The sequence below is a fragment of the Streptomyces sp. NPDC045026 genome (assembly GCF_056432625.1).
Genome location: NZ_JBWKIS010000011.1, coordinates 174624 through 197259 on the forward strand (window position 1 = coordinate 174624; position 22636 = coordinate 197259).

Here is a 22636-nt window from a genome sequence, read left to right on the forward strand (position 1 = left end):
TCTTTCATCCGCCCGCGCGCGCCGCGCCCCCCCCCACCCCCCCCCGGTTCCCTTTGTCCTCCCCCCCCCCGGGCGGGCCGCCCCCCCCAGGGGGGGGCCCCCCCGCCCGGCTTTCCGGGTGGCCGTGCCCGCCCCCTCAGGCCCGCCCTCTCAGACCCGCCCCCCTCAGGCCCGCTCCACCGCCCGCAGGGTCTCCGCCTCCAGCCGGCGCAGCGCGTCCTCACGGGAGCACGCGGCCCCCTCCTCGTACGCCTGCTTGAAGCCCTCCTCGCCCAGCGTCGCCACGATGCGGTCGATCACCTCGCGCCACTCCGGCTCGCCCCGGTCGAAGGCGCCGCGCATCACCTGGCTCATCCCGAGCGATCTGGCGCCGTCCTCGGGGGCGCCCTCCAACGTCCGCAGTCCGCCGAGGAGTTCGGCGACCCAGGCGAGCGCCGCGCCCGCGCCCTGGTCGAACAGGGCGCCGGCCGCCTCCGGCAGCAGGGCCCTGGCCGCCGCGGCGTCCCCCTCGGCGAGACGGTTCTCGATGCGGGTGCTGACGATCAGGTCCCGGGCCAGTCCCGCGAGGGAGGGGCGCCGGGCGCTCAACGCCTCCAGGCGGTCCAGGGTCGCGTCGGACTGCGCCAGGTCACCGGCCCTGCGGTGGACATTGGCCAGGCCCACGAGGATGTTGGCCTCCAGGCGCAGGTGTCCGCGCTCGCGGGCCTGCCGGTGCGCGGCGTGCAGATCGCGGAAGGCGCCTTCCAGGTCGCCGCTGCGCCGGCGTTCGCGGGCGAGTCTGGCCTTGCTGAGGTAGAGGTAGTCCTCGGTGCCGAGTTCGGAGCTGAGGACCACGGTCCGTTCGAACGTGGCGATGGCCTGGGCGTACTCGCCGCGCAGGGAGTGGTCGCGGCCGATCGGGAGCAGGCTCATCACCAGCCCCCAGCGGTCGCCGACCTGCTCGAAGCCGCGCAGGGCCTCCAGCCGGGACTCGGCGCCGGTGACCAGGTCGCCCTGTTCGGTGAGGGCGAAGTCCCGTGCCAGGTGGGCGGTGGCCCGGACCCAGGGGTCGGACGATCCGAGGGGGTCCTGGTCCGCGGCTGTGTCCGGTCCGGACGCGCTCGCGGGGGACGGGGAAGAGACGCGGGACATCCGCAGGAGCAGCGCGGCCGGGTGGAACTCACGCGCCGTCGCCGACTCGCCCTCGGCAGACGGACGTTCACGGCTCGCGGCCTGTACGGGGTCGGGTCCGGCGGACTCCGCCAGGTACGTGTCGAGCTGGGTGCTCATCCCCCTGATCCCCCAGTACCAGGACAGGGCTCCGGCGAAGCGTGCGGCCAGGTTCCCGTCCCCGCCGTCGACGACCGAGCGCAGCGCGAGGACGAGGTTGTCGTGCTCGGCGTCGAAGACCTCGATCGCGCGCAGCTGTTCGTGGGTACGCAGGCGGGGTTCGTGTTCTTCCGCGAGGGCCAGGAAGTACCCGGCATAGCGCTGGGTGACGGCGTTCCCGGGCTCGGCTTCGGCGAGCTGCCTCGCCGCGTACGCGCGCACCGTTTCGAGCATCCGGTAGCGCGGCTCGCCCACCCCCTCGTCGACGGTGTGGACCAGCGACTTCTCGACCAGGACGTCCAGGACGTACGGGATGTCGGCGGCCGGGAGCGACGGGTCCGCGCAGACCGCTTCGAGCGCGGGGACCGTCGCGCCGCCCGGGAACACCGAGAGCCTGCGGGCGAGGATCCGCTCGGGTTCGTCGAGCAGGTCCCAGCTCCACTCGACGAGAGCGAGCAGGGTGCGCTGGCGGGGGAGCGCGGTACGGCTGCCCGAGACGAGGAGGCGGAAGCGGTCGTCGAGGCGGCGCGCGATCTGCTCGACGCTCATCGAGCGGAGCTTGGCCGCGGCCAGTTCGAGGGCGAGCGGCATCCCGTCGAGCCGTCGGCAGACCTCGACCACGGCGTCGAGGGTCGAGGCGTCGAGCGTGAAGTCCGGCCGTACTCCGGCGGCCCGGTCGACGAAGAGGCGGACGGCGGGCGACTGGGCGGCCTCGTCGGGCTCCGGTGATCCCATCGGTACGTCGAGCGGGCCGAGGTGGCACAGGGACTCGCCGGTGATGGCGAGGGCCTCGCGGCTGGTGGTGAGGATCCGCAGCTCCGGGAGCTGGTCGAGGAGTTCCGCGGCGAGTTCGGCGGCCGCTTCGACGAGGTGCTCGCAGTTGTCGAGCAGGAGCAGAGCGTCGCCGCTGCCGAGGAGCCCGGCCATGCGCTCGACCGGCGTGGCCCGCTGCCCCTGGCCGGCTTCGTAGAGGCGGCCGTCGGTGGAGCTGAGCGCTCCGAGTACCGCGTCGGCCAGCTGGTCCGGTGCGCTCACGCCGGCGAGCGGTACGAACCAGACCCGGCCACGTGCGTGGGCGCGGTCCCGGGTGGCCGCTTCGACGGAGAGCCGGGTCTTGCCCGCACCACCGGGGCCGACGATGGTGACGAGTCGGCCGCGGTCCAACTGCCCGCCGACGCGGCTCAGTTCATCGCCACGGCCGACGAAGCTCGTCAGCCTGGCCGGGAGGCGGCTCGGGGCGGCCCCGGCCCGCTCGACCGGCGTCTCCAGCTCACCTCGCAGCAAGGTCAGGTGGACCTCCCGCAGCTCGGCCGACGGAAGGACGCCGAGTTCGCCGTCGAGCCGCGCCCGTATCGCCTCGTACACCGCGAGGGCGTCGGACTGCCGGCCGGCCGCGGACAGTGCCCGCATCCGCAGCCCGGCGACCCGCTCGCTCAACGGCCGCTCGGCACCGGCCGCTTCGAGGTCGGCCAGCACCTCCGCGTACCGCCCGAGCTGCAGCTCGGCGTCGCAGCGGTCCTCGGCCGCCGCGGTCCGCAGATCCTCGAGCCGGGTCGCCACGGGCCCGGCGAACGGGGCGTCGAGGACATCGGCGAGTGCCGCGCCCTGCCACAGCCCGAGCGCCGCTGCGAGCAGCGAGGCCGCCTCACCGGCCCGCCCGCCTGCGAGTTCCCGTCTGCCCCGAGCGGCCAGATCCTCGAAGCGGTGGACGTCGACGTCCTCGGCCCGCACCGAGAGCCGGTAGCCGCCGGAGGCGGACTCCACCGCCGCGGACCCGCGCAGCGCCCGGCGCAGCCGGGACACCAGCGCCTGCAGCGCGTTGGCCGCGTCGGCGGGCGGCTGCTCATCTCCCCACAGGCCGTCGACGAGCGAGTCGACGGACACCGTCCGGCCCTCTTCGAGGGCGAGCCTGGCGAGGAGCATCCGCAGCCGGACGCCACCCACCTCGATCGCCGTCGCATCATCGGCGTACACCTGAACCGGTCCAAGCAGCACTACGCGCACCACCGCGGCCTCCCCCTCCGTACCGACCGGCCCCTACCGTGTCGGTCAGCCCTCCAACGCCGGGTCAGCATCACCCACTTGACTCCCCCGGTAAAGGGCCTTCCGCAGCGGACGGCACCTCGGTGTGCAACGAGGCGCGCAGGCACGCCGGTCCTGCGGGAATCTCCCCCGGCCGCACTGAGTTACTTGCGATGACGTCGAGGCGTATCGAAGCACCGAGGCGTGTCGAGGCGTCGAATCACCGCAGGGAGGAGATGGGAGCCGATGAGTCTTCGTCAGTTCGAGTACGCCCTGGCCGTTGCCGAGGAGGGCTCGGTGACGGCGGCGGCGGAGCTGCTGCGCGTCGCTCAACCGTCGGTGTCCCAGCAGATCCGCGGCCTGGAGCGGGAACTCGGCGTGGAACTGTTCGCCCGCACGCCGACCGGACTGGTGCCCACCGTGGTCGGCCGCGCGTTCCTGCGGGAGGCGGAGGTCGCGGTGAACGCGGCGCGGCGGGCTAGGGCGACGGCGCGGGCCGGTGCCGATGACCTGGTGGGCGAGCTGGTGGTCGCCGTGCAGATGGGCTTCGGCACGCGGCAGCTGCCGGGCGCCCTCGCCGCGCTGCGCCGCCGCTCCCCGCGGCTTGAGGTCACCGTCTTCGAGGAGCCCAGCTCCGCCGAGCTGGAGCGGCTGTGCCGACGGGGCGTGCTGAACCTCGCCCTGATGGCGGCGTGCGAGCGGAGCCCCGACGACGCCCACCACCTCGGCGACGAGGAGTTCGTCGTGGTCCTTTCCACCGGGCACCGGCTGCTCGCCGCCGACCGGGTCGAGTTGCGCGAGCTGGAGCGAGAGCCCTGGGTGCGGTTCGACCGCGACAGCGCGCTCGACGGCGTACTGCTGAACGTGCTGCGGGGCAACGCGCTGGCCCCGACCACGGCCGCCCGCGTGTCCCAGACGGCGACGGCCGTGCGCTGGGCCGCCCACGGCCTCGGGGTGACGCTCGTCCCGGCCTCCGCGGTGCCCCACGGTTACGAGCACCTCGTGCGCCCGGTGTTCCCGGTCGTGTCCCAGCCCGTCATCGCCGTGGTCCGGCCCGGCGCGGGCCCGGCCGAGACGGCCCTGCTCGAATTCCTGCGTCAGGAGACCTGGTCCGACCCCGCTTTCTTCTCACCGGTTTCTGACGGGTCACCGGTTTCCTGACGGGTCACCCCTTTCCTGACGGCCGGGAAGGTGGTCGGTTCGGCGCCGTTGATTCCTTTGCCGGAAATGGCGTTCCGTTCCGGGATTCCGTCGGCGTCAGCCCCTGGGGAATTCGCCGCCGTCCACGACGATATTGCTCCCTGTGAGCCAGCTCGCCCGGTCGGACAAGAGGAACAGCACCGCGTGGGCGATGTCGTCGGGCTGACCGTCGCGCCCCAGTGGCGCGGTGTCTTCGGCGTTGGTCCGGCCCGGCGCCTCGTCCATGCGCGCAGACACCTCCGCCCACTGCTCCCGTGCCGCTTCGCCGCCAGGGGTGGCGGTTCGGCCGGGAGACACGGTGTTGACCCGGATTCCGAACGGGGCCAGCTCGGAGGCCAGTCCCCGGCTGTAGTTCTCCAGCGCTGCCTTCGCCGCCGTGTAGTGCAGGAACGGTGGCGCCACGGTGGGGACCCCGGCCGAGGAGACGTGCACGATCACCCCCGAACGCCGGTCCCGCATCCCCGGTACCAGCAGTGAGTCCAGCCGCACCGACGCCAGGAAGTTCAGGTCCAGCGCGTCCTGCCACTCCTCGTCGGGGATGGCCGAGACGCCCTCGTGCGGTCGTGCCCCACCCGCGTTGTGGACCAGGACGTCCACCCCGCCGAGTACCTCCTGCGCCGTCGCGGCGAGCGCCTGCGCGCCCGCCTGCGTCCGCACGTCGGCCGCCACGAAGGCGGCCCCCTCCGGCACCGTGGCCGTCGCCGACCTGGCGGTCGTGAGCACTTCGGCGCCCGCGTCCAGGAGCTGGCGGACGACGGCCGCTCCGATCCCGCGAGAACCACCCGTGACCAGGGCCCGCTTTCCCTCGAGTTCCCGCGTTCCCGGTCCGTTCTCGATCGTGGTCATGCCACCGGCCCTCTCGATTCGCGTAATTGTCAGCTCGACAGAAGAAGGATCGAGGTGCGCAGAGCGCGAATCTCCGGAGAAATCGCGGTGGGCGCCTCGTCGAGCTGTTTCACGGTACGTACGGGAAAGAGCGAGAGGCAAAGACGAAATGCCAGCAGGCGCCATAGGGATTTCCTATGGCAGAAGCCGGCGGACCGCTGGCTACAGTGCAGGCCCCGACAACCGCTGGGAAGGCGGGCAGATGACAGGTGCCGAGTGCATGGCGTGCAGCTTCATCCACGAGGACGAGCCGCTCCCGGGTGGAACGCTTCTTCGGACGGCGAGTTGGGTCGTACAGCATGCGAAGGGGCCGCTGGGGCTGGGCACGCTGGCGGTCATGCCGGTCAGGCACGTCCTGCATGTGTCCGACCTGACCGGAAGCGAATCCGCGGAGCTCGGCCCCTTGCTGCAGCGGACGAGCGCGGCGGTGACCGCCGTCATGAACCCGGACCAGATCTATGTCTGTCTGTGGTCCCACGCCGACGCCGTTCCCGGCCACCTTCACTTCGTGGTGCAGCCCGCGTGCCGTTCCGACATGACCAGATACAACGCCTATGGACCGGTGCTTCAGTTGGCCATGTTCGAGGCGAACCGGGTGCCGGGCGAGGCGGCCGTCGAAGAGGTGTGTACGCGTATACGAGCCGAGCTCGGCCAGGGCAGTTCGTGCGAGCCGATCCGGTGACCCATGTCGCGCGACCTGTTCAAGCTCTGGCGGCGGGCTTGGCGGCTCGGACGATGGCCGCGTGCATCCCGTCGGCGACCGCGTGGGTCGGGGTGATGCCGATGCCGGTGAACCCGGCCGACTCCAGCCCCTGGCGGTACTCGGCGAACGAGAGCGCGCCGGCGATGCAGCCCACGTAGTCGCCGCGTTCGGCCCGCTGGGCAGACGTGAGTGTGTCGTCGGCGACGACGTCGGACACACCGATGCGGCCGCCGGGGGTCAGGACGCGGAACATCTCGGCGAAGACCGCCTGTTTGTCGGTGGACAGGTTGATGACGCAGTTGGAGATGACCACGTCGACCGTGTTCGCGGGCAGCGGGATCGCCTCGATGGTGCCCTTGAGGAACTCGACGTTCGTGGCCCCGGCCTTGCGCTGGTTGGCGAGGGCGAGCGCGAGCATCTCCTCGGTCATGTCCAGCCCGTACGCCTTGCCGGTCGGGCCGACCCGGCGGGCGGACAACAGGACGTCGATCCCGCCCCCCGAACCCAGGTCGAGGACGACCTCCCCTTCGTGGAGGTCGGCGACGGCGGTGGGGTTTCCGCAGCCCAGGGAGGCGGCGACCGCCTCGGCCGGCAGGGTGTCGCGCTCGTCGGCCGCGTAGAGGGTGGAGCCGAAGCTGTCGTCGATCTCGATCGCCTGCGGGCCGCAACACGCGGTGCCGCCCTCGGTGACCTGGGTGGCGGCTGCCGCGTACCGCTCACGGACCGTCTCGCGCAGATGCAGACCGGCCTGCTGCTCACTCATGACGCCGACTCCTCGGGTTGCTTTGATACTTATCGATACAGCCTTCCGCCACAACCTTGCGCCCTAAATCGAAGCCTGTCAATATAGAGGAATGTCGAAACAAGAGCTCGTGGTGCTCGACCAGGCGAAGGGCTGCGCGGACGACGGGGGCGACGCGGACGACGGGTGCTGCCCCGGGCTGCTGGCCGCTCCGCTGGGCGATGAGCAGGCCGTCGAACTGGCCAGAGTCTTCAAGGCCCTTGGCGACCCCGTCCGGCTGCGACTGCTGTCGATGATCGCGTCACGCGAGGGCGGCGAGATCTGCGTCTGTGATCTGACCCCGGCATTCAACCTCTCCCAGCCGACGATCTCCCACCACCTCAAGCTGCTGCGGCAGGCCGGTCTCATCGACTGCGAGCGGCGCGGGACCTGGGTCTACTACTGGCTCCTGCCGGAGATGACGGACAAGCTCGCCGGGATCCTCACCCGGCCCGGACGCCCCGAACGGCCCGCGGCCGAAACGGCCACGGAGGCATCCTCGTGAGCGACAGCACCACGGCACCAGCGGCAGGACGGCTGTCCTTCGTGGACCGCTACCTGGCGGTGTGGATCCTCGCCGCGATGGCGGCGGGCCTCGGCATGGGCCGCCTCGTTCCCGGCCTCGGCGACGCCCTGGCCGAGGTCACCGTCACCGGCGTCTCGCTGCCGATCGCGCTGGGCCTGCTCGTGATGATGTACCCGGTGCTCGCGAAGGTCCGTTACGACCGTCTCGGCACCGTCACCCGCGACCGCCGCCTGCTCATTCCGTCCCTGGTCCTGAACTGGGTGCTCGGCCCGGCGCTGATGTTCGCGCTCGCCTGGATCTTCCTGCCGGACCTGCCCGCGTACCGCACCGGCCTGATCATCGTCGGCCTCGCCCGCTGCATCGCCATGGTCGTCATCTGGAACGACCTCGCCTGCGGCGACCGCGAAGCCGCCGCCGTCCTGGTCGCCCTCAACTCCCTTTTCCAGGTACTGGCGTTCAGCCTGCTCGGCTGGTTCTACCTCTCCGTGCTCCCCGGCGTGCTCGGCCTGGAACAGACCGCGCTCGACGTGTCCGTGTGGGAGATCGCCCGCAGCGTCCTGATCTTCCTCGGCATCCCGCTGCTCGCCGGATTCCTGACCCGTCGGCTGGGCGAGAGGGCCAAGGGCCGCGCTTGGTACGAGGCGAAGCTGATCCCGCGCATCGGACCGTTCGCCCTGTACGGGCTGCTGTTCACCATCGTGGTGCTCTTCGCCCTCCAGGGCGACGCGATCACTTCCCAGCCGCTGGACGTCGCCCGCATCGCGCTGCCGCTGCTGGTGTACTTCGCCGTCATGTGGACCGGATCCATGGCCCTGGGCAAGGCAGTCGGCCTCGATCACCCGCGCGCCACCACACTCGCCTTCACCGCCGCCGGCAACAACTTCGAGCTCGCCATCGCCGTCGCCATCGCCACCTTCGGCGCCACCAGCGGCCAGGCCCTCGCCGGCGTCGTCGGTCCGCTGATCGAGGTGCCCGTCCTCATCGGCCTCGTCCACGTCGCCCTGGCCGCCCGCCGCTACTTCCCCCGGCCCGGCCCCACGGCAACCGAACCCGTCACCGCCCAGGAAGGCCTCTCCCGTGTCTGAGCCCAAGCCCTCCGTGCTCTTCGTCTGCGTCCACAACGCCGGGCGTTCCCAGATGGCGGCCGCCTGGCTCACCCACCTCGCCGGTGACCGCGTCGAAGTCCGCTCCGCGGGATCCGCGCCCGCCGACACCGTCAACCCCGCTGTCGTGGAAGCCATGCGCGAGGCCGGCATCGACATCTCCGCCGAGGCGCCCAAGATCCTCACCACCGAAGCCGTCCGGGCATCCGACGTCGTCATCACCATGGGCTGCGGCGACGCCTGCCCCGTCTTCCCCGGGAAGCGCTACCTCGACTGGAAACTCGACGACCCCGCCGGTCAGGGCGTCGCCGCCGTACGACCCATCCGCGACGAGATCGAGTCCCTGGTCCAGAAACTGATCACGGAGATCGCCCCCCGGCAGCACTCATAGCGCTCCCCTCGACGTTCAGCGCGCTACCCAGCGGCGACCGCCCGGCCGTGCGGGCCACGTCCCGTCAGGGAAGCGATCACGGCGGAAAGGGCCGCGGTCACGACCAGGCTCCCCACCATGACAAGGCCCACTCCGATCACGAAGAGACCGCTGGAGTCGTCGGACCAGTCGAAGTAGGCGGCCACCGTGAGGCCGGCCGTGGGGCCGAGCACTGCGGCCGCGCCGTAGCGCCGGGACGCCGCCCAATACACCGGTGCCAGCAGGGTCAGTACGAGGCCTATCACCTGCCACGCCGCGTACGGGCCGGTCGTCGAGCCGTCGGGGTGCACGTCACGTTGTTGGTCCCAGCCCAGCCAGCCGGCCCACGCCGCCAGCGCGATCCCGGCCAGCGCGATGGTCGCCGGCAGATGGAACGTTCGCTTCGGCAGTCGCTCATTCATGTCCATGGGCCAAGCGTTCGCGCTCACGCAATGACCGGCCAGAGCGCTGGTACTCAGTTCTGACCGAGTACAACCGGCACACAAAGCGGACGGCGGTTCCGTACGACTTCGGTACGACTTCGGTACGCCTCTCGGGTGGGTGGGCCCTCACGCCCGTTTCCCCGAGCACCCGTCGGCCGTTGCTGAAGGCATGATCTCCACACGACGTGTTCTCGCCGCGGTCGCTCTGGCCGCCGGTGCCTCCGCTCTCGCCATGCCCGCGGCCGAGGCCGCTCCCGTCGGTCCCCTCGGCGGCATGAAGCCGATCAGCCTCGACGACATCACCACCAGCTCCGTTCCGGCCGAGCACAAGGCCGAGATCCCCACGGTGAACGAGCAGCTCGGCGGCCTGAACGAGCTGCACCAGGTCACCGACCTGGTGGCCCCGGTGACAGGTCTCCTGCCGTCGGTCAGCTAGGAAAGCCGGCCGGCAGCCGGACAGCGGCGAAGAACCGGCACGGAAAGAACGGGCACAGAAAGAACGGGCACAGAAAAGCGGGGGCAACCGGACACCGGTTACCCCCGCTTTCGCGGCTACTAGTCGTTGCCGACGCCGTTGCCGGACAGAACCGGGATGTCGTCCAGGATGTGCGACAGCGGCTCGTCACCCTTCGCCTGGGTGGAGTTCTCGACACACTGCTGGTTCTGCGGCGCCGACAGGATCGGGATGTCCTGCACGGCGATCGGCACGGCGCCGACCAGCGAACCGACGTTGGCCTTGGCCGGCAGACCGACGCAGGGCTTGTTCAGCGAGCCCTGGACGAGCCCGAGCTGCGGGCTCATGTCGCCGTGCGTCGCGGAGTTGCCGAACGCCTGCTGGGCGCCGTTGCCGCTGTTCGACGTGGTGCCCGAGTCGTCCCCGATGGCGAGGGCCTGGGGGGCGGCGACTGCCGACATACCAGCGACGGAGGCAGCGATGGCCGCGGTTGCCCACAGCTTCTTCATGATGAATCCCTTCAATCGGCGGGCTCCGGTCACGGAGCCGCATGGTCATCAACTGGGCCGGGCTGATGCGGTTTCGCGGTGCAACCCGATTGGCCCAGCGCACTTACCGTCAGGAACAGGCCAGCGTGTTCCCGCGCACCGTCTCCTTGACCCCGATGCGCGGGGGGTCGGAGGGCTTGGCCGTGGAGTTGCGCGGGGTGAGGGACCGGTCCTTGTTGAGCGTGGCGAACATCTTCTTCGCCGCCGCCTTGTCCCACTCCAGCGTCGAGCCGATGCCTTCGATGACCGGGTTGAACCCGGTGATGGGCACGGAGGTGAACTCGGACTGCGCAGGGGGCAGCCGGCTCAGGTCGGTGGCGAGGGAGACGAGCTCCTTCGGCGTGAACCCCTGGTCGACCTTCGTGGCGCCGAGCACCGTCCGCGCCAGACTGATCGCCCTGGCCGGATCGGCGAGAACCTTGCGGGTGTCGAGTCTGTGCATGGTGCTGATCAGGAAACGGTGCTGGCGCTGGATCCGCCCCAGGTCGGCGCTTGCGTCCACATGGCGCGAGCGGACGTACTGCAAGGCCTGACCGCCCCCGAGGCGGTGCCGACCGGGCCGGAGGTCGAGCTTGGTGGCCGAGTCGGACAGCCGCCTGGAGGTGCAGACGTCCACCCCCTTGACCGCGTTCACGCTGTCGATGAACCGTCTGAAGTCGATCTGCAGATAGTGGTCGACCCTGACGTTCGTCATGGCCTCCACCGTGCGGACCGCGAGCGCGGGGCCGCCCTGCTGGAAGGCCGCGTTGATCTTCGCGGGGTGGGCGGGGTACTGCTCCCCGGTGCCCGGGTCCCGGTCCGCGGGGATCTGCGCCAACGAGTCCCTGGGGAGGCTGACCACACTGACGCGGTCACGCCGCTGCGAGACATGGATCAGCATCAGCGAGTCGGTGCAGTTGCAGGCGACTCCACCCGCGTGGAACTTCTTCTTCTCCTGGCTCGTGATGGTGTCCCGGCCGTCCGTCGCCATGAGCAGAATATTTGTGCCGGGGCCCGCGGCAGGGCGGTTCACAGCGCCGCTGAACGCATCGACCCGCTGAATTTTGTATGGCAGCGCGGAAACGGAATTACCCGCCACGGAAGCAGCCGTCGTGAGTAGCACTGCCAGGGCTGCCGTACTCAGGCGGATATTTCTCCGACGGCTGGTTCGTGAAGGGCGTTTCATCACCGGATTCGCTCCACAGCAGGGGACAGATCTGACGGCACCGTATGCCAGCGGAATAGCTTGAACGGTGACCGCCCCGCGCGCCGCCGGGAAGTAACTCTTTCGCCCTAAAGGGAACTGTTTCGGCTTCCGGGGAAGATGGAACAGAAAGTCGGAGAGCACCCCGAGGAAGGCGAAGTGCTGTGTCTCAGAACAAGAACCGCCGACCGCCCAAATGCTTTATTCCGCAGAGCCGGGAGTCGCCCGAATACAGAATCGACGAACCCCTTTACGGAGCGCTGCTCGACAGCTGGAAGCAGCGGGGCAGAACGCTTCCCGGGCTGCCCGACCGGGAGTGGGACGAGATCGTCACCCGGGACATCTGGCCCCGCGACGGCCAGGGCCGTTGGGTCGCCGGACAGGTGGACGACCCAACGGAATGACGCCGCGGCTCAGTTGTTGGCCGCGCCGTTGCCCGACAGGACCGGGATGTTGTCGAGGATGTGCGAGAGCGGCTCGTCACCCTTGGCCTGCGTGGAGTTCTCGACACACTGCTGGTTCTGCGGGGCCGACAGGATCGGGACGTCCTGGACGGCGACCGGCACGAGGCCGACCAGCGAACCGACGTTGGCCTTGGCCGGCAGACCGATGCAGGGCTTGTTGAGCGAGCCCTGGATGAGCGCCATCTGCGGGCTCATGCTGCCGTACGTGGCGGAGTTGCCGTAGGCCTGCTCCGCACCGTTGCCGCTGAAGGACGTGGTGCCACCGTCGTTGCCGATCGCCATGGCCTGGGGGGCTGCGACCGCCGAGATACCGGCGACCGAGGCGGCGACTGCGGCAGCCGCCATGACCTTCTTCATCATGATGAATTCCCTTCTCGTTGCCCCCGACCCGGGAGCCCACTGCCCAACTCAGATTTACGCACATGGTTGTCCCGGTTCACTCTGACGGGTCCACCCGGGCATTTCCGAATAAATGACTATCGGTCGATAGTTCTCTGCACGTGCAGCCCGACCGAGTGAAGTGCCGCAACCATTTCGACCGGAGCCCTGTTGTCCGGGCAGCGTTAACTGGCGTCTGTGCGAAAAGGAACTGGAAATGCTTAAGAAGGCAATGGCAGCGGCCGCGGTCGCCGTTTCGGTCGTCGGCGTCTCGGCTGCGGCCGCTCCCCAGGCGCTGGCCATCGGCGACGACACCGGCACGACGTCCGCGAGCGGCAACGGCGCCCAGCAGGCGTACGGCAACTCCACCACCGACGGTGCCCAGAGCCCGCAGCTCGGCGCGGTCCAGGGCTCGCTGAACAAGCCCTGCATCGGTCTGCCGGTCAAGGGCAACGTGGGTCCGCTGTTCGGTCTGCTCGTGCCGGTCGCCGTCCAGGACGTCTCCGTCCTGTCGGCCCCGCAGAACCAGCAGTGCGCGGAGAACTCCACCCAGGCCAAGGGCGACGAGCCGCTGTCGCACGTCGTGGACGACATCCCGGTCCTGTCCGGGAACGGCGCCCACAACGGCTGATCCACCCGCCCCGGGAACCCGGGCCGCCCGCCTTCGCAGGCGCGGCGGCCCGGTTTTCTTTGCCTCAGGAGTGCTTCCGGTCGATCCGGGCGCTTCTTTAACGCGGACGGCTCAGTTCCCTTCCGCCTCACGGCTCGTTTTCACACCGAGGTGATGACCTCATTCATGAACGACGCGAGAAGGGTAAAGAGAGTGAATCTCAAGAAGAGCGCAACGATCCTCGCCGGCGCTGTGCTGGCCCTGGGCATGGCCGCTCCGGCGTTCGCCGACGCCGGTACCGAGGGTGCCGCGGTCGGTTCGCCGGGTGTCCTCTCCGGCAACGTGGTGGAGATCCCGGTCCACGTCCCGGTCAACCTGTGCGGCAACACCGTCGACGTGATCGGCGCGCTGAACCCGGCGCTCGGCGACGGCTGCGCCAACGACGACTGATTCAGCGCCCCGGCCGTCAGGCCGCGGCTCCGCCGGCCTTGGATGCGTCTCGTACTCCAGGGCCGGCTTTCATCTGCGAGCAGGAAGACGAACTAGATGCGACAGGCCCTGAACTTGGGAATGGTCGCGGCTGCGGCCGCGACGAGCATTCTGTCCCTGCCGGGCTCCAGCGCGTTCGCCGCGTCGGGCGCGGACGGGCAGGCGGCGGGCTCCCCCGGCATTCTGTCGGGCAACACCGTCCAGGCCCCGCTGGACGTCCCGGTGAACGCGTGCGGCAACACGGTCGACGTCGTCGCCGTTCTTAATCCGGCATTCGGCAACTCCTGTAAGAACACGGGGAGTTCACAGCCGGCCGGCGCCGGTGGCTCCGACCGGGCCGTCGGCGGAGCGGCCCGCGGTACGGCGGACGACGGGCACGGCAGCGGTGACGGCATGTCCGGGGGCGGTGCGCACGCCGAGAGTGATGCGCAGCAGTCCCCCGGCATCCTGTCGGGCAACTCCGTGCAGGCTCCCGTGCACGCCCCCGTGAACGCGTGCGGGAACTCCGGGAACGTGATCGGCGCGGCCAATCCCGTGATGGGCAACCACTGTTCCTCCGACGTGGCCACCCCCGAAGAGATCTCCCAGGTGCCTCCGCCCACCGTGCGTACCGTCGAGCCCCCGGCCCCGGTGCAGCCGCCGGCGGTGCAGCGTCTGACCCCGCCGGACGCGCAGCCCCCCGTGCAGCACACCCACGTCACCGGCGGGCGGACGCAGTTGGCGCAGACCGGGGCGGATCGGGATCTGCTGGCCGCCGCGGCGGCGAGTGCGGGGCTGCTGATCGGCGGCGGGATCCTCTACCGGCGGGGACGTGCCGCCGCCCGGTAACACCGTCGCCGTCGTCGTACGCCAGGCCGGGAAGAACCGACGTTCATGTTCTTCCCGGCCGGCGGAGAGGGCCGTTCAACCGTTTGCTGCCCACCCACGGCGTAGTCGCCGACGGCTGACGGGGGAGGCAGCCGGGCCCGTCTCACAACCAGGCCAGTCCACCACCGGGCGGCCCCCTCTGCGGAACCGATTCACCCGTTCGCCCGCACCCTCACTCCAAAGGACGCCACGGGCGCGAACGCACCCGCGGCAACCCCGGTCACCTGTCCGACCGTTCAGCGGTCGGCCGCCGCCAGCGGGTCGTGCGCCGACCTGCTGCCCGGCAGCGTGAGGCCGCCCGGGGGGCGCACGCCGCGCAGCCGCCGCAGGACCCCGTCCACGAGATGCGGCGCGGTGTACGACGCGCCGTGCACGAAACGCATCGACGGGCCGAAGTCCGCCGCGGTCATCAGTCCCGCGAGGAAGAGCCCCGGCTTGCGCGACTCGAAGCCCGACCCGACGCGGGGCGCGGCGTGCGGGTCCGCGCCGAGGCCGGCCCGCAGTGCGGGGGAGAGCATCCCCATGCGGCCGTAGGTCGCCCGGAACCCGGTCGCCGCGATGACGTGGTCCGTCTCGAACGGCGGCAGGTCCGCCCCGGAGCCCGCGCCGGAATCCGAGGTCGTGATCCGCAGCCTGCCGCCCCACGGCTTCGCGTGCCGGATCTCCTGGCCGAGGTGGATGTCGAAGCGGCCGGTCACCCGGTCCCGTACCCACCAGGCGCCCGCGGGGCCGAGCGCGGTCGCGCAGACGCGGGCGCGGGTCCGGTGGGGGAGCCGGCGGAAGGCGCCCGGCATTTCCGAGTAGAACCAGTTGCGCCAGCCGCAGCCGAGGCCGCTGTGCGGGGCGCGCAGACTCTGCCACCAGGGGCGCTCCCACGGGGGCGGGAGCGTGTTCCAGGCCAGGTCGTGCGAGCGGGCCACGATCCTTACGCGCGTGCCCTGTTCGGACAGGAGCGCCGCCGTCTCCAGGGCCGCCTGCCCGGCTCCGACGACGGTGACGTCCTGATCGCGGAAGCGCGTCAGGTCTCTGTGGTGGCTGCTGTGGGTCACGTACGCGGGGTCGAGGCCGCGCAGGGCCATCGGGATCTCCACGAAGGGCAGTACGCCGACGGCGAGGGCCACCGTGCGGGCGCGGAAGAGTTCACCGTCCTGGGTGCGCAGGTCGAATCCGCCGGGGCAGGAGTCCACGGACTCCACCATCCGCTCGTCCACGGGCGGCACGGCCCGCCTCGCGAACCAGAGGCCGTACGCGGAGAACGTCTCGACCGGGACGGGCTCGCCGTGCCGGACCGTGGTGCCCTGGAGCGCGCAGTACGCGTCCAGGCCGAACCGACCGTCCGGCGCGGAGAGATGGGACGCCCAGGGCTCCGACTTCAGGAGCATGCCCCGGGGCATGTGGTCGCGCCACGATGCCATGGGGTCGCCGAAGACCCGCACGTCGAGGCCGGCCGCAGCCGCGTGGGCGGCGATGGACAGACCGTAGGGGCCCGCTCCGACAATCAGCAGGTCGTGCATCAGCAGCTCGCTTTCTCTTCGTCCTTCACAGGTGTCGCGTCGAGGGTGGTGACGGCGGGCGGGGCCTCGGTGCGGGCGGGCGGCACGGGCGCCGGGCGCAGGAGCCGGCCGGCCACGTGCCGGCACCACAGCCCCGTCATGGCGATGCCCGGCATGGGGTCGTCGCCGCTGTACCAGGCGAGTTCGCCGCGCATCCGTGCGCCGCGCTGCGAGGGCAGCGACGGAAGTGCCGCCCGCGCGAGGCTGCGCTGGGCGCTCACCGGCGCATAGTTCTCGACCACGAACGTCCGCCCGGGAGCGGCCCGCGCCACGGGCGGCTGCCGGTACGTCAGGTCGAGGTGCAGGGCCCGCACGACGTCCAGGCCCGAGCCGTCGGCGAACAGCCGGAACTGGGCGCCCGGGCGCGGGTTGAAGTCGAGAAGGCAGTACCGGCCGGTCCGCGCGTCCACGCGGAAGTCGACGTCGAGGATGCCGCGGTAGCCCAGCGCCGCGACGAGCCGGTCGACCAGGGCTTCCAGCTCGGGGTTGGCGGTCCAGCGGCCGACCGTGGTGAGGCCCGCGCCCCGCGGCCAGGACCGGTGCTTGCAGCCCGCGCCGCCGCCGCGCACGACGCCCCTGCGGTCGACGTGCCCGTGGAAGAACCAGTCGCGGCCTTCCCCGGCGGGCAGATACGTCTGGAGCAGCAGCCGGCTGCCGGCCTCCTCGGCCCTCTCGTACAGGGCTGCCGCCTCCTGCTCGCTGTGCACCACGAGCGTGCTGCGCAGCCCGCTGTCCGGCGGGATGAGCCAGGGTCGGCTCCATTTGGCGACGACGGGAGCACCGAGGTCCCGGACGGCGCGGCGGGCGCCTTCCGCGCCGTCCGGGACGACGGTGGCCGGGTGCGCGATGCCCGCGGCTTCGCACAGCGCGGGCAGCTGGGCCTTGTCGGCGACCCGTTCGGTGAGGCCGTCGGGCTGGTCCGGCAGGAGGTAGCGGGTGAGGAGTTCGTCGCGCAGGCGGCTCACCGCAATGGCTCCCGCGTCGTCCAGGGGAATGAGGACGGCGGGTCCTGCGACGCTCGCCGAGACCCGGCGGAGCGTGGCGCCGATCTCCGCCAGGAGGCGTCGGGACCCGGCGGCGGATGCTCCCCGCTCAGGAACCTGGACCGCCGTACGGGACTTCCCGCAGAGGCGGCCACCACATGGACGTCCACTCCCGTGCGGCCGAGTGACCGGACGGCGCCGAGCGTTCCGTGGTGGAAGGGGTTGGGGTCGATCCGCAGCAGCACAGCGGGAACGCTGGTGTCGAACACGTGGGGGGATTCCTTTCCTGGTGATAGCCCGAATGGGCGATGAAAGAGACGTGCGGGCCGGTCCCCGGTTCGCGCGTTACCCATTCGTGTGACTGAGTGTCAGCAAGGAAAGAAGTGCGGCACGAGGAGTAGGCATGTCCCCACAACGCCGAAGGGCCACGAGCCGGCGCATCCCCTTGATGACGGCCGGGATCTTCGCGTCAGCGGTGATCGCGTCCGGTTCCGTCTCCGCCGGAACGGCCGGGGCCGCCGCACCCGTCCCGCCCCCTGCACCTGCTGTGCCCGCTGCACCCATGGCACCCATGGCACCCACGGCACCCACGGCGTCCACGCCGACGTCGACGCCCACCCCCACTGACGGCATGACGGATGCCCAGGCGGGCACGGCGGGCACAGCAGGCATCGCGAACCCCTCGGATGCCTCGGGCACCTCGAACACCGCAGATACCTCAGACACCGCAGACACCTCGACGTGGCCGGCGTTCGGCGCCTACCTGGACTACGGGCCGAGCGGCGTGCAGCGCATGGGGCGGCTCAGCAAGTGGCTCGGCGGCTCCGAGCTGCGCGTCGGGCACACCTACCTGCCGGGCGACCGGTGGAGCAACATCGAGGGCGCTCCCGGGTTCCTGGAGGACTGGGCCAAGTGGCGGCTCGGGCGGGACGACCGGCTCTTCGTGCTCAACGTGCCGATGCTGGAGCGCAACGAGGAGCACCTCGGTGACGCGGAGGTCCGCTCGCTCCTGCAGCAGGGCGCGGCCGGTGACTTCGACGAGCACTTCCGCCGCCTCGCCCAGCGCCTCGTCGACCTGAAGGTCCCGGACACGGTGATCGTGCCCGGCTGGGAGATGAACGGGACGACGTACACGCACCGGTGCGGGCCCGACCCCGAGGCCTGGAAGACGTACTGGAAGCGGATCGTCACGACGATGCGGTCGGTGCCGGGGCAGAAGTTCCGCTTCGACTTCACGCCCAGCCGCGGCCTCGACGCCGTGCCCTGGACCAAGTGCTACCCGGGTGACGACGTCGTCGACGTCATCGGCATGGACTCGTACGACCAGCCCGAGGGCAAGTCGTTCTCCGAGCAGATCTCCGAGCCGTACGGGCTCCAGGAGCACGTCGACTTCGCCAAGGCGCACAACAAGCCCATCTCGTACCCGGAATGGGGCCTGTTCCGTAACGGGGACAACCCGGAGTACATGCGGCGCATGCTCGGGTGGATCGACCGTTACAAGCCCCTCTACAACACGATCACGGACTACTGCCCGCACGGTGTGTGGCAGTGCCACGACAACCCCCAGGCGGCGCTGGTCTACCGCTCGATGCTTTCCGGCCGCCTGGAGCCGTCGGTGCCGAAGCCGACGCAGCCCACGACTCCCGAGACGCCGCCGGTCACTCCACCCGTGACACCGCCGGTCACTCCTCCCGTGACGCCCCCGGCCATCCCGCCCAACTGCGCGCCGCTCGACCTCGGCGACTGGGTGGAGTTCTGGCTCGGCGGGAAGCTGTGCCTGCGGTTCGACTGGTGGTCGCGGCGCTCCTGACGCGCCGGAGTCCCGGCCGGTGGCGGCGGGGTCGTCACGACGTGTCGCCACCCCGGGCCCTCCACCCGTGCAGTGCCTTCTTGCCCAGGCGGCGCGCCGTCACGTCGCCGACGGCGAGGGCGAGCCCGGCCGACGAGCCGGTACGGGCCAGCACGAAACGCTGGTTGACGACGCTGTGAGGGCGCCAGTGGTGCTTGTACGGCTCGTTGCCGCGCAGCAGGCTCAGGGCGCCGGACACCCGCTCCTGGGCGTGCTCGCTGCACGAGCGCAGCAGCATCGTGGCGAGGTCGGCCTTGCGTGCGCGCAGGCCGGGATCGGCGCCGTACAGATATCCGCCGGTCAGGCGCGGGGACACGAAGGTCAGGTCGGCGGCGAGGACCGCGTCGTCGATACGGAACTCGGTCACGACCGCGTCGCCCGACCTGGCCATGAGTGCGACCGAGCGGGTGAGGTGCTCGGAGAAGCGGGGCCTGAGGTGTTCCGTGGTCACCTTGCGGCCCTCCCACTGGAGTTGGTGCAGTGCGACCAGGCGTCGGACCGAGTCGTCGACCTCGTCCTGCGGCACCACATGGCGCTCGATCCCCAGGGAGTCCAGCTTGCGGATCTTGGCGCGGGCGCGCTGTGCGCGAGAGCCCGGCAGCCGGCCCACGATGTCGTCCATCGGGACGGACGGCAGCTCCAGGCAGAGGGAGTCGTCGAGGCGGCACCTGGGCCCCGGCCACCGGTCGTAGAGGCGCTCGACGGCGCTTCCCGGGCGTGCCTCACGGAAGTCGATCACGTGGGTGCGGGCGAGCCGCCACAGCGCGTCGCCGAGCGCGCGGGCCGCGGCGCCCTCGTCATCACCGCCGTCATCACCGCCGTCATCACCGCCGTCGATGAGGACGTCGCAGAAGTCGGAGATGCTCCCGCCGAGCGGCACCAGCGCCGGCAGCGGCCGCCACCGCCGCATCAGCGGGGCCGCAGCGACGAGCCGGCCGCCCGCGCGGACCAGGACCACGCACAGGCCGCGGCCCGTCCCGTACGAGAGCCACCACGAGTGCAGCCAGGCGTGGCTCTGGAACGGGGTGGCGGTGCGGGACCTGCGGTACAGCGCCTCCCACTCCCGGCCCAGCCCGCCGAACCGGACGCTGTCGGTGCAGACCTCGACCGACAGGTCCCCGCCCCCGGGCCGCATCAGACGCTCCCGGGCAGGTCCACGGCCACCGCGGGCCCGGGGACGGACGCCGTCGCCTCCGCCCGCTCACGGCGGGGACGGACCAGCATCACGAGCCCGCCGAGGAGGCCGCCCGCGCTGACGCCCACGAGCGCGGTCACCACGGGGGACGCCGACGACGGCGACGTGGGCTTCACTGCGCGCGAGAACTGCAGGAGCTTCACCTTGGTGCCGGCCTTCGTGTGGTTGGCATCGGCGGTCAGCGCCCGCGCCACCGCGTTGGCCATGTCGGCGGCCTTGCGCGGCTTCGCGGACGTCGCCGACACCGCGACCATCGGCGCGTCCGGCGAGGTCTCGGCCCGCACGCTGTCCTGGAGCACCTTCACGGGTACGCCCGCCCGCACCTGGGCGTCGCCGAGGACCGCGATCTGGGTGGCGACACGGCCGTAGGCCTGGGCGAAGCCGAGCGCGATCGACGGGTCGGACTTCTCGTCCGGCACCGCGATCACATAGCTCGTGGCGGAGAACTGCGGCGTCTTCAGGACGCCGTACAGGCCGCCCGCCAGACCGCCCAGGACGACCCCGGCCACGATCAACGACCACAGCGGGAGGCGCTTCACGCGGGCGGCCGTCCGGGCGGGGGGACCGGCCGGGCTGACCCGCCGGTGAGGAGCATCGGTCATCACTTACTCACTCTCGAAACTCTCGTAACTCTCAAAACTCTCGGACGTTTTCGGAGGCTCTCGGAGCTCTCGGAACTCTGGGATCCGAACCGCCCAGGGCCGCCTCGTACAGCCGCAGGTGCTGTTCGACGCTTCGGGCGATGCTGTAGTGGCGCGCCGCCGGGGACGGGGCGCGGCCGGAGGGCCGGGCCGCCACGATCCGCAGCGCCTGCTGTGCGAATGACTCCGGGTCGCCGGAGACGCGGACGGCCGCGGCCTCCAGCTGCGGCGGCAGGTCCTCGACCGCGGGGCAGCTGACGTAGAGGACGGGCAGTCCGGAGGCGAGTGCCTCCACGACGGCGAGGCCGAACGCCTCGTCGTCCGACGGGGAGGCGAGCAGGTCCATCGCGCCCATGAGAGCCGGCAGATCGGGGTCGCCGGCGCGGCCCGACGGCGACGCGTAGGGGCGCTCCCCGGCGAACACGACGCGCCGCGCGACCCCCAGCTCCTGGGCGAGCCTGCGCAGCCGCTCCTCCTCGGGCCCGTCTCCGACGAGGAGCAGCCTTACGTAGTCCGGCAGTTGGGCCAGCGCCCGGACGACGACGTCGAAGCGCTTGCCGGGGACGAGGCGGCCGACTCCCCCGATGACGAAGTCGTCCCGGTGCAGGCCGAGCACGTGGCGGGTGGTGTCGCGCAGCGCCGGGTCGTGGGCGAAGCGGTCCACGTCGATGCCGTTGGGCACGACGTGGATACGGTGCCGGGGCACCCCCCACCGCGCCAGGCGCTCGGCCACCGACGGGGAGACCGCCAGGGTGGCCCGGCCCACCCGCTCGCCCGCGAGGTAGAGCGCGCGGACCCCGGCGGACAGCGGGCGCCCCTCCATCGCGTGCTCCCCCAGCGAGTGCTCGGTGGCGACGACGGCGCGGACCCCGGCGAGGCGTGCGGCGAAGCGGCCGTAGACGCAGGCGCGGTACAGGTGGGTGTGCACGAGGTCGTAGCGGCCCTCGCGCACCAGCCTGGTGAGCCGGGGCAGGGCGCCCAGGTCACGGTTGCCGGACATGCCGAGGTGCACGACGCGGACGCCGTCGGCGGTCAGGCCGCGGGCCACGGCGCCCGGATTGGTCAGGGTCACCACGTCGCTGTGGACGGGCAGATGGCGCAGCAGGAGCCGCAGTTGCTGTTCGGCTCCCCCGGTCCCGAGGCCGGTGATGACGTGCAGGGTCCTCATGTACGGGCCTCCGGTGCGGTGGAGGTGCGGCGGCGCAGGCGGTGCAGGCGCAGTTTCAGTTCGAGGCGCCAGGCCGCGTCCTCCTGGCCGACGTGGACGCGCGGCAGGGCGAAGTCGCCGGTGAGGTCGCCCGGCGAGATGGCGCAGGCGTAGCGGTATCCGGCGCGGCGGACGGCGTCCGCGACGCGGCGGTCGACGGTGCCGTAGGGGTAGCAGAAGCCGGGGACCTCGCGTCCGGTGAGTTCCGTCAGGCGTCTTCGGCTGTCCTCGGTCTCCGCGCGCAGTTCGCGGTCGTCGACGCGGGTGAGGTCGACGTGGGTCAGGCCGTGCGAGCCGATCTCGATGCCCGCGGCCGCCGCGGTCCGGATGCCGCGGTCCGACAGGAGCGGCTTGCGCGGGCCCAGGGGGTCCCACTCGTTGACGCCGTCGAGGCGGCCCGGCAGGACGAACAGGGTGGCGCCGCAGTCGTAGTGGCGCAGCAGCGGCAGCGCGTTGTCGACGAAGTCGCAGTAGCCGTCGTCGAAGGTGAGCCCCACCAGGCCGCGGGCCGTGCCGAGCGCGCGGGCCTCCAGGAGCGCCGCCGTACCCACCGCGCGCAGCCCGCGCCTGCGCAGCCACCGGAGCTGTTCCTGGAGGCGTTCGGGGGAGACGGTGACGCGGTACGGGTCGTCGCGGCAGTCGTCCACGGAGTGGTACATCGCGACCCACATCGGCGGCTCGGGGAACAACCGGCGGGTGCGGTCCGGGAACCACGGCCGGGGGCGCGGAACGGCCCTTGTCCCGGTGCGGCCTGCGTCATCGGTACGTCCCGTGTCATCGGTACGTCCCGTGTGACCGGTACGTCCTGCGTCATTGGTGCGTCCTGTGTCATCGG

Annotated in this window: 23 protein-coding genes and 1 pseudogene; 11 read left to right on the forward strand and 13 right to left on the reverse strand. The window is 71.4% G+C overall.

Annotated features, from left to right (window positions below; all coding sequences use genetic code 11):
• Positions 1–165: 165 nt before the first annotated feature.
• A complete protein-coding gene (locus AC07EJ_RS24120; protein ID WP_478884910.1) occupies positions 166–3282 on the reverse strand; it encodes an AfsR/SARP family transcriptional regulator in 3117 nt (1038 codons plus the stop codon).
• Between the two features lie 294 nt (positions 3283–3576).
• Between AC07EJ_RS24120 and AC07EJ_RS24125 the strand changes: the two genes are divergently transcribed.
• The gene (locus tag AC07EJ_RS24125) at positions 3577–4491 is read left to right on the forward strand and encodes a LysR family transcriptional regulator (RefSeq protein WP_389490663.1); all 915 of its coding nucleotides are present in this window, start codon (positions 3577–3579) and stop codon (positions 4489–4491) included.
• 96 nt (positions 4492–4587) lie between these two features.
• Here the strand turns inward: AC07EJ_RS24125 and AC07EJ_RS24130 are convergent, their stop codons facing one another.
• Positions 4588–5376 carry an SDR family oxidoreductase gene (locus tag AC07EJ_RS24130; RefSeq protein ID WP_389490666.1) on the reverse strand — a complete coding sequence of 263 codons (789 nt, stop codon included), beginning with the start codon at positions 5374–5376 and terminating at the stop codon, positions 4588–4590.
• A 376-nt stretch (positions 5377–5752) separates the two neighbouring features.
• On the opposite strand from AC07EJ_RS24130, the gene AC07EJ_RS24135 reads away from it, so the two are divergent.
• Entirely contained in the window at positions 5753–6097 is a 345-nt protein-coding gene (locus AC07EJ_RS24135) for an HIT family protein (protein WP_389490669.1), read from the forward strand.
• 19 nt (positions 6098–6116) lie between these two features.
• Here the strand turns inward: AC07EJ_RS24135 and arsM are convergent, their stop codons facing one another.
• Positions 6117–6881: an arsenite methyltransferase gene (gene arsM, locus AC07EJ_RS24140; protein WP_389490672.1), complete on the reverse strand. Its 765-nt coding sequence runs from the start codon at positions 6879–6881 to the stop codon at positions 6117–6119.
• 91 nt (positions 6882–6972) lie between these two features.
• Between arsM and AC07EJ_RS24145 the strand changes: the two genes are divergently transcribed.
• Genes AC07EJ_RS24145 through AC07EJ_RS24155 form a run of 3 tightly spaced genes read left to right on the forward strand, consistent with a single transcriptional unit; the run spans position 6973 to position 8919 of the window.
• Complete coding sequence (locus AC07EJ_RS24145) at positions 6973–7404, forward strand: ArsR/SmtB family transcription factor (protein WP_478884911.1); 432 nt, start codon at positions 6973–6975, stop codon at positions 7402–7404.
• The gene (gene arsB, locus AC07EJ_RS24150) at positions 7401–8510 is read left to right on the forward strand and encodes an ACR3 family arsenite efflux transporter (RefSeq protein WP_389490677.1); all 1110 of its coding nucleotides are present in this window, start codon (positions 7401–7403) and stop codon (positions 8508–8510) included. The genes AC07EJ_RS24145 and arsB overlap by 4 nt, the downstream gene beginning before the upstream one ends.
• Positions 8503–8919, forward strand: coding sequence for an arsenate reductase ArsC (locus AC07EJ_RS24155; RefSeq protein ID WP_389490679.1), 417 nt, complete (start codon positions 8503–8505; stop codon positions 8917–8919). The genes arsB and AC07EJ_RS24155 overlap by 8 nt, the downstream gene beginning before the upstream one ends.
• Positions 8920–8942: 23 nt before the next feature.
• On the opposite strand, the gene AC07EJ_RS24160 is transcribed toward AC07EJ_RS24155, so the two are convergent.
• Positions 8943–9359 (reverse strand): hypothetical protein, encoded by a 417-nt coding sequence (locus AC07EJ_RS24160; RefSeq protein WP_389490745.1) that lies wholly within the window; start codon positions 9357–9359, stop codon positions 8943–8945.
• 190 nt (positions 9360–9549) lie between these two features.
• Here AC07EJ_RS24160 and AC07EJ_RS24165 point away from each other — a divergent pair, with 190 nt between their 5' ends.
• On the forward strand, positions 9550–9816 hold the full coding sequence (locus tag AC07EJ_RS24165) for a hypothetical protein (RefSeq protein ID WP_478884912.1): 267 nt from the start codon (positions 9550–9552) through the stop codon (positions 9814–9816).
• A 119-nt stretch (positions 9817–9935) separates the two neighbouring features.
• Here AC07EJ_RS24165 and AC07EJ_RS24170 read toward each other — a convergent pair whose 3' ends face one another.
• The gene (locus AC07EJ_RS24170; RefSeq protein ID WP_389490684.1) at positions 9936–10343 is read right to left on the reverse strand and encodes a rodlin; all 408 of its coding nucleotides are present in this window, start codon (positions 10341–10343) and stop codon (positions 9936–9938) included.
• A 109-nt stretch (positions 10344–10452) separates the two neighbouring features.
• Positions 10453–11352: an LCP family protein gene (locus tag AC07EJ_RS24175; RefSeq protein WP_389490687.1), complete on the reverse strand. Its 900-nt coding sequence runs from the start codon at positions 11350–11352 to the stop codon at positions 10453–10455.
• Positions 11353–11729: 377 nt separating this feature from the next.
• Here AC07EJ_RS24175 and AC07EJ_RS24180 point away from each other — a divergent pair, with 377 nt between their 5' ends.
• The gene (locus tag AC07EJ_RS24180; protein ID WP_389490690.1) at positions 11730–11969 is read left to right on the forward strand and encodes a hypothetical protein; all 240 of its coding nucleotides are present in this window, start codon (positions 11730–11732) and stop codon (positions 11967–11969) included.
• Between the two features lie 9 nt (positions 11970–11978).
• On the opposite strand, the gene AC07EJ_RS24185 is transcribed toward AC07EJ_RS24180, so the two are convergent.
• The gene (locus AC07EJ_RS24185) at positions 11979–12389 is read right to left on the reverse strand and encodes a rodlin (RefSeq protein WP_389490693.1); all 411 of its coding nucleotides are present in this window, start codon (positions 12387–12389) and stop codon (positions 11979–11981) included.
• A 235-nt stretch (positions 12390–12624) separates the two neighbouring features.
• Here AC07EJ_RS24185 and AC07EJ_RS24190 point away from each other — a divergent pair, with 235 nt between their 5' ends.
• The 3 genes from AC07EJ_RS24190 (at position 12625) to AC07EJ_RS24200 (ending at position 14334) form a co-directional block, all read left to right on the forward strand.
• Positions 12625–13038, forward strand: coding sequence for a rodlin (locus tag AC07EJ_RS24190; protein ID WP_389490696.1), 414 nt, complete (start codon positions 12625–12627; stop codon positions 13036–13038).
• A gap of 246 nt (positions 13039–13284) precedes the next feature.
• The gene (locus AC07EJ_RS24195; protein WP_393587568.1) at positions 13285–13467 is read left to right on the forward strand and encodes a chaplin; all 183 of its coding nucleotides are present in this window, start codon (positions 13285–13287) and stop codon (positions 13465–13467) included.
• A gap of 96 nt (positions 13468–13563) precedes the next feature.
• Positions 13564–14334, forward strand: a complete 771-nt coding sequence (locus AC07EJ_RS24200) for a chaplin (RefSeq protein WP_393587510.1) — start codon at positions 13564–13566, stop codon at positions 14332–14334.
• Positions 14335–14609: 275 nt separating this feature from the next.
• On the opposite strand, the gene AC07EJ_RS24205 is transcribed toward AC07EJ_RS24200, so the two are convergent.
• Both AC07EJ_RS24205 and AC07EJ_RS24210 read right to left on the reverse strand, forming a co-directional pair.
• Positions 14610–15887 carry an NAD(P)-binding domain-containing protein gene (locus AC07EJ_RS24205; RefSeq protein ID WP_389490702.1) on the reverse strand — a complete coding sequence of 426 codons (1278 nt, stop codon included), beginning with the start codon at positions 15885–15887 and terminating at the stop codon, positions 14610–14612.
• Positions 15887–17178, reverse strand: a pseudogene (locus AC07EJ_RS24210) (carboxylate--amine ligase). Before AC07EJ_RS24210 ends, AC07EJ_RS24205 begins: the two are co-directional and overlap by 1 nt.
• Before the next feature lie 134 nt (positions 17179–17312).
• Between AC07EJ_RS24210 and AC07EJ_RS24215 the strand changes: the two are divergent.
• Positions 17313–18719 (forward strand): glycoside hydrolase family 26 protein, encoded by a 1407-nt coding sequence (locus AC07EJ_RS24215; protein ID WP_478884913.1) that lies wholly within the window; start codon positions 17313–17315, stop codon positions 18717–18719.
• A 34-nt stretch (positions 18720–18753) separates the two neighbouring features.
• On the opposite strand, the gene AC07EJ_RS24220 is transcribed toward AC07EJ_RS24215, so the two are convergent.
• From AC07EJ_RS24220 to AC07EJ_RS24235, 4 genes are read right to left on the reverse strand one after another with little or no spacing between them, the layout of a single operon-like run.
• On the reverse strand, positions 18754–19893 hold the full coding sequence (locus AC07EJ_RS24220; RefSeq protein ID WP_389490710.1) for a GNAT family N-acetyltransferase: 1140 nt from the start codon (positions 19891–19893) through the stop codon (positions 18754–18756).
• Positions 19893–20555, reverse strand: coding sequence for a YveK family protein (locus AC07EJ_RS24225; RefSeq protein WP_393587502.1), 663 nt, complete (start codon positions 20553–20555; stop codon positions 19893–19895). The genes AC07EJ_RS24220 and AC07EJ_RS24225 overlap by 1 nt, the downstream gene beginning before the upstream one ends.
• Positions 20556–20586: 31 nt before the next feature.
• Positions 20587–21762, reverse strand: a complete 1176-nt coding sequence (locus AC07EJ_RS24230) for a glycosyltransferase (protein WP_393587500.1) — start codon at positions 21760–21762, stop codon at positions 20587–20589.
• Positions 21759–22460, reverse strand: coding sequence for a polysaccharide deacetylase family protein (locus AC07EJ_RS24235; protein WP_389490720.1), 702 nt, complete (start codon positions 22458–22460; stop codon positions 21759–21761). The genes AC07EJ_RS24230 and AC07EJ_RS24235 overlap by 4 nt, the downstream gene beginning before the upstream one ends.
• Between the last annotated feature and the right edge of the window lie 176 nt (positions 22461–22636).

Bases quoted from the DNA above. Each gene is read 5' to 3' on its own strand.
- AC07EJ_RS24220 (WP_389490710.1), bottom strand. From the start codon at position 19,893: ATGCGGCCCGGGGGCGGGGACCTGTCGGTCGAGGTCTGCACCGACAGC.
- AC07EJ_RS24125 (WP_389490663.1), top strand. From the start codon at position 3,577: ATGAGTCTTCGTCAGTTCGAGTACGCCCTGGCCGTTGCCGAGGAGGGC.
- AC07EJ_RS24160 (WP_389490745.1), bottom strand. From the start codon at position 9,359: ATGAATGAGCGACTGCCGAAGCGAACGTTCCATCTGCCGGCGACCATC.
- AC07EJ_RS24165 (WP_478884912.1), top strand. From the start codon at position 9,550: ATGATCTCCACACGACGTGTTCTCGCCGCGGTCGCTCTGGCCGCCGGT.
- AC07EJ_RS24195 (WP_393587568.1), top strand. From the start codon at position 13,285: ATGGCCGCTCCGGCGTTCGCCGACGCCGGTACCGAGGGTGCCGCGGTC.
- AC07EJ_RS24170 (WP_389490684.1), bottom strand. From the start codon at position 10,343: ATGAAGAAGCTGTGGGCAACCGCGGCCATCGCTGCCTCCGTCGCTGGT.
- AC07EJ_RS24215 (WP_478884913.1), top strand. From the start codon at position 17,313: ATGTCCCCACAACGCCGAAGGGCCACGAGCCGGCGCATCCCCTTGATG.
- AC07EJ_RS24200 (WP_393587510.1), top strand. From the start codon at position 13,564: ATGCGACAGGCCCTGAACTTGGGAATGGTCGCGGCTGCGGCCGCGACG.
- AC07EJ_RS24185 (WP_389490693.1), bottom strand. From the start codon at position 12,389: ATGATGAAGAAGGTCATGGCGGCTGCCGCAGTCGCCGCCTCGGTCGCC.
- arsM (WP_389490672.1), bottom strand. From the start codon at position 6,881: ATGAGTGAGCAGCAGGCCGGTCTGCATCTGCGCGAGACGGTCCGTGAG.
- AC07EJ_RS24205 (WP_389490702.1), bottom strand. From the start codon at position 15,887: ATGCACGACCTGCTGATTGTCGGAGCGGGCCCCTACGGTCTGTCCATC.
- AC07EJ_RS24175 (WP_389490687.1), bottom strand. From the start codon at position 11,352: ATGGCGACGGACGGCCGGGACACCATCACGAGCCAGGAGAAGAAGAAG.
- AC07EJ_RS24145 (WP_478884911.1), top strand. From the start codon at position 6,973: ATGTCGAAACAAGAGCTCGTGGTGCTCGACCAGGCGAAGGGCTGCGCG.
- AC07EJ_RS24230 (WP_393587500.1), bottom strand. From the start codon at position 21,762: ATGAGGACCCTGCACGTCATCACCGGCCTCGGGACCGGGGGAGCCGAA.
- AC07EJ_RS24190 (WP_389490696.1), top strand. From the start codon at position 12,625: ATGCTTAAGAAGGCAATGGCAGCGGCCGCGGTCGCCGTTTCGGTCGTC.
- AC07EJ_RS24130 (WP_389490666.1), bottom strand. From the start codon at position 5,376: ATGACCACGATCGAGAACGGACCGGGAACGCGGGAACTCGAGGGAAAG.
- AC07EJ_RS24235 (WP_389490720.1), bottom strand. From the start codon at position 22,460: ATGTACCACTCCGTGGACGACTGCCGCGACGACCCGTACCGCGTCACC.
- AC07EJ_RS24135 (WP_389490669.1), top strand. From the start codon at position 5,753: ATGCCGGTCAGGCACGTCCTGCATGTGTCCGACCTGACCGGAAGCGAA.
- AC07EJ_RS24225 (WP_393587502.1), bottom strand. From the start codon at position 20,555: ATGACCGATGCTCCTCACCGGCGGGTCAGCCCGGCCGGTCCCCCCGCC.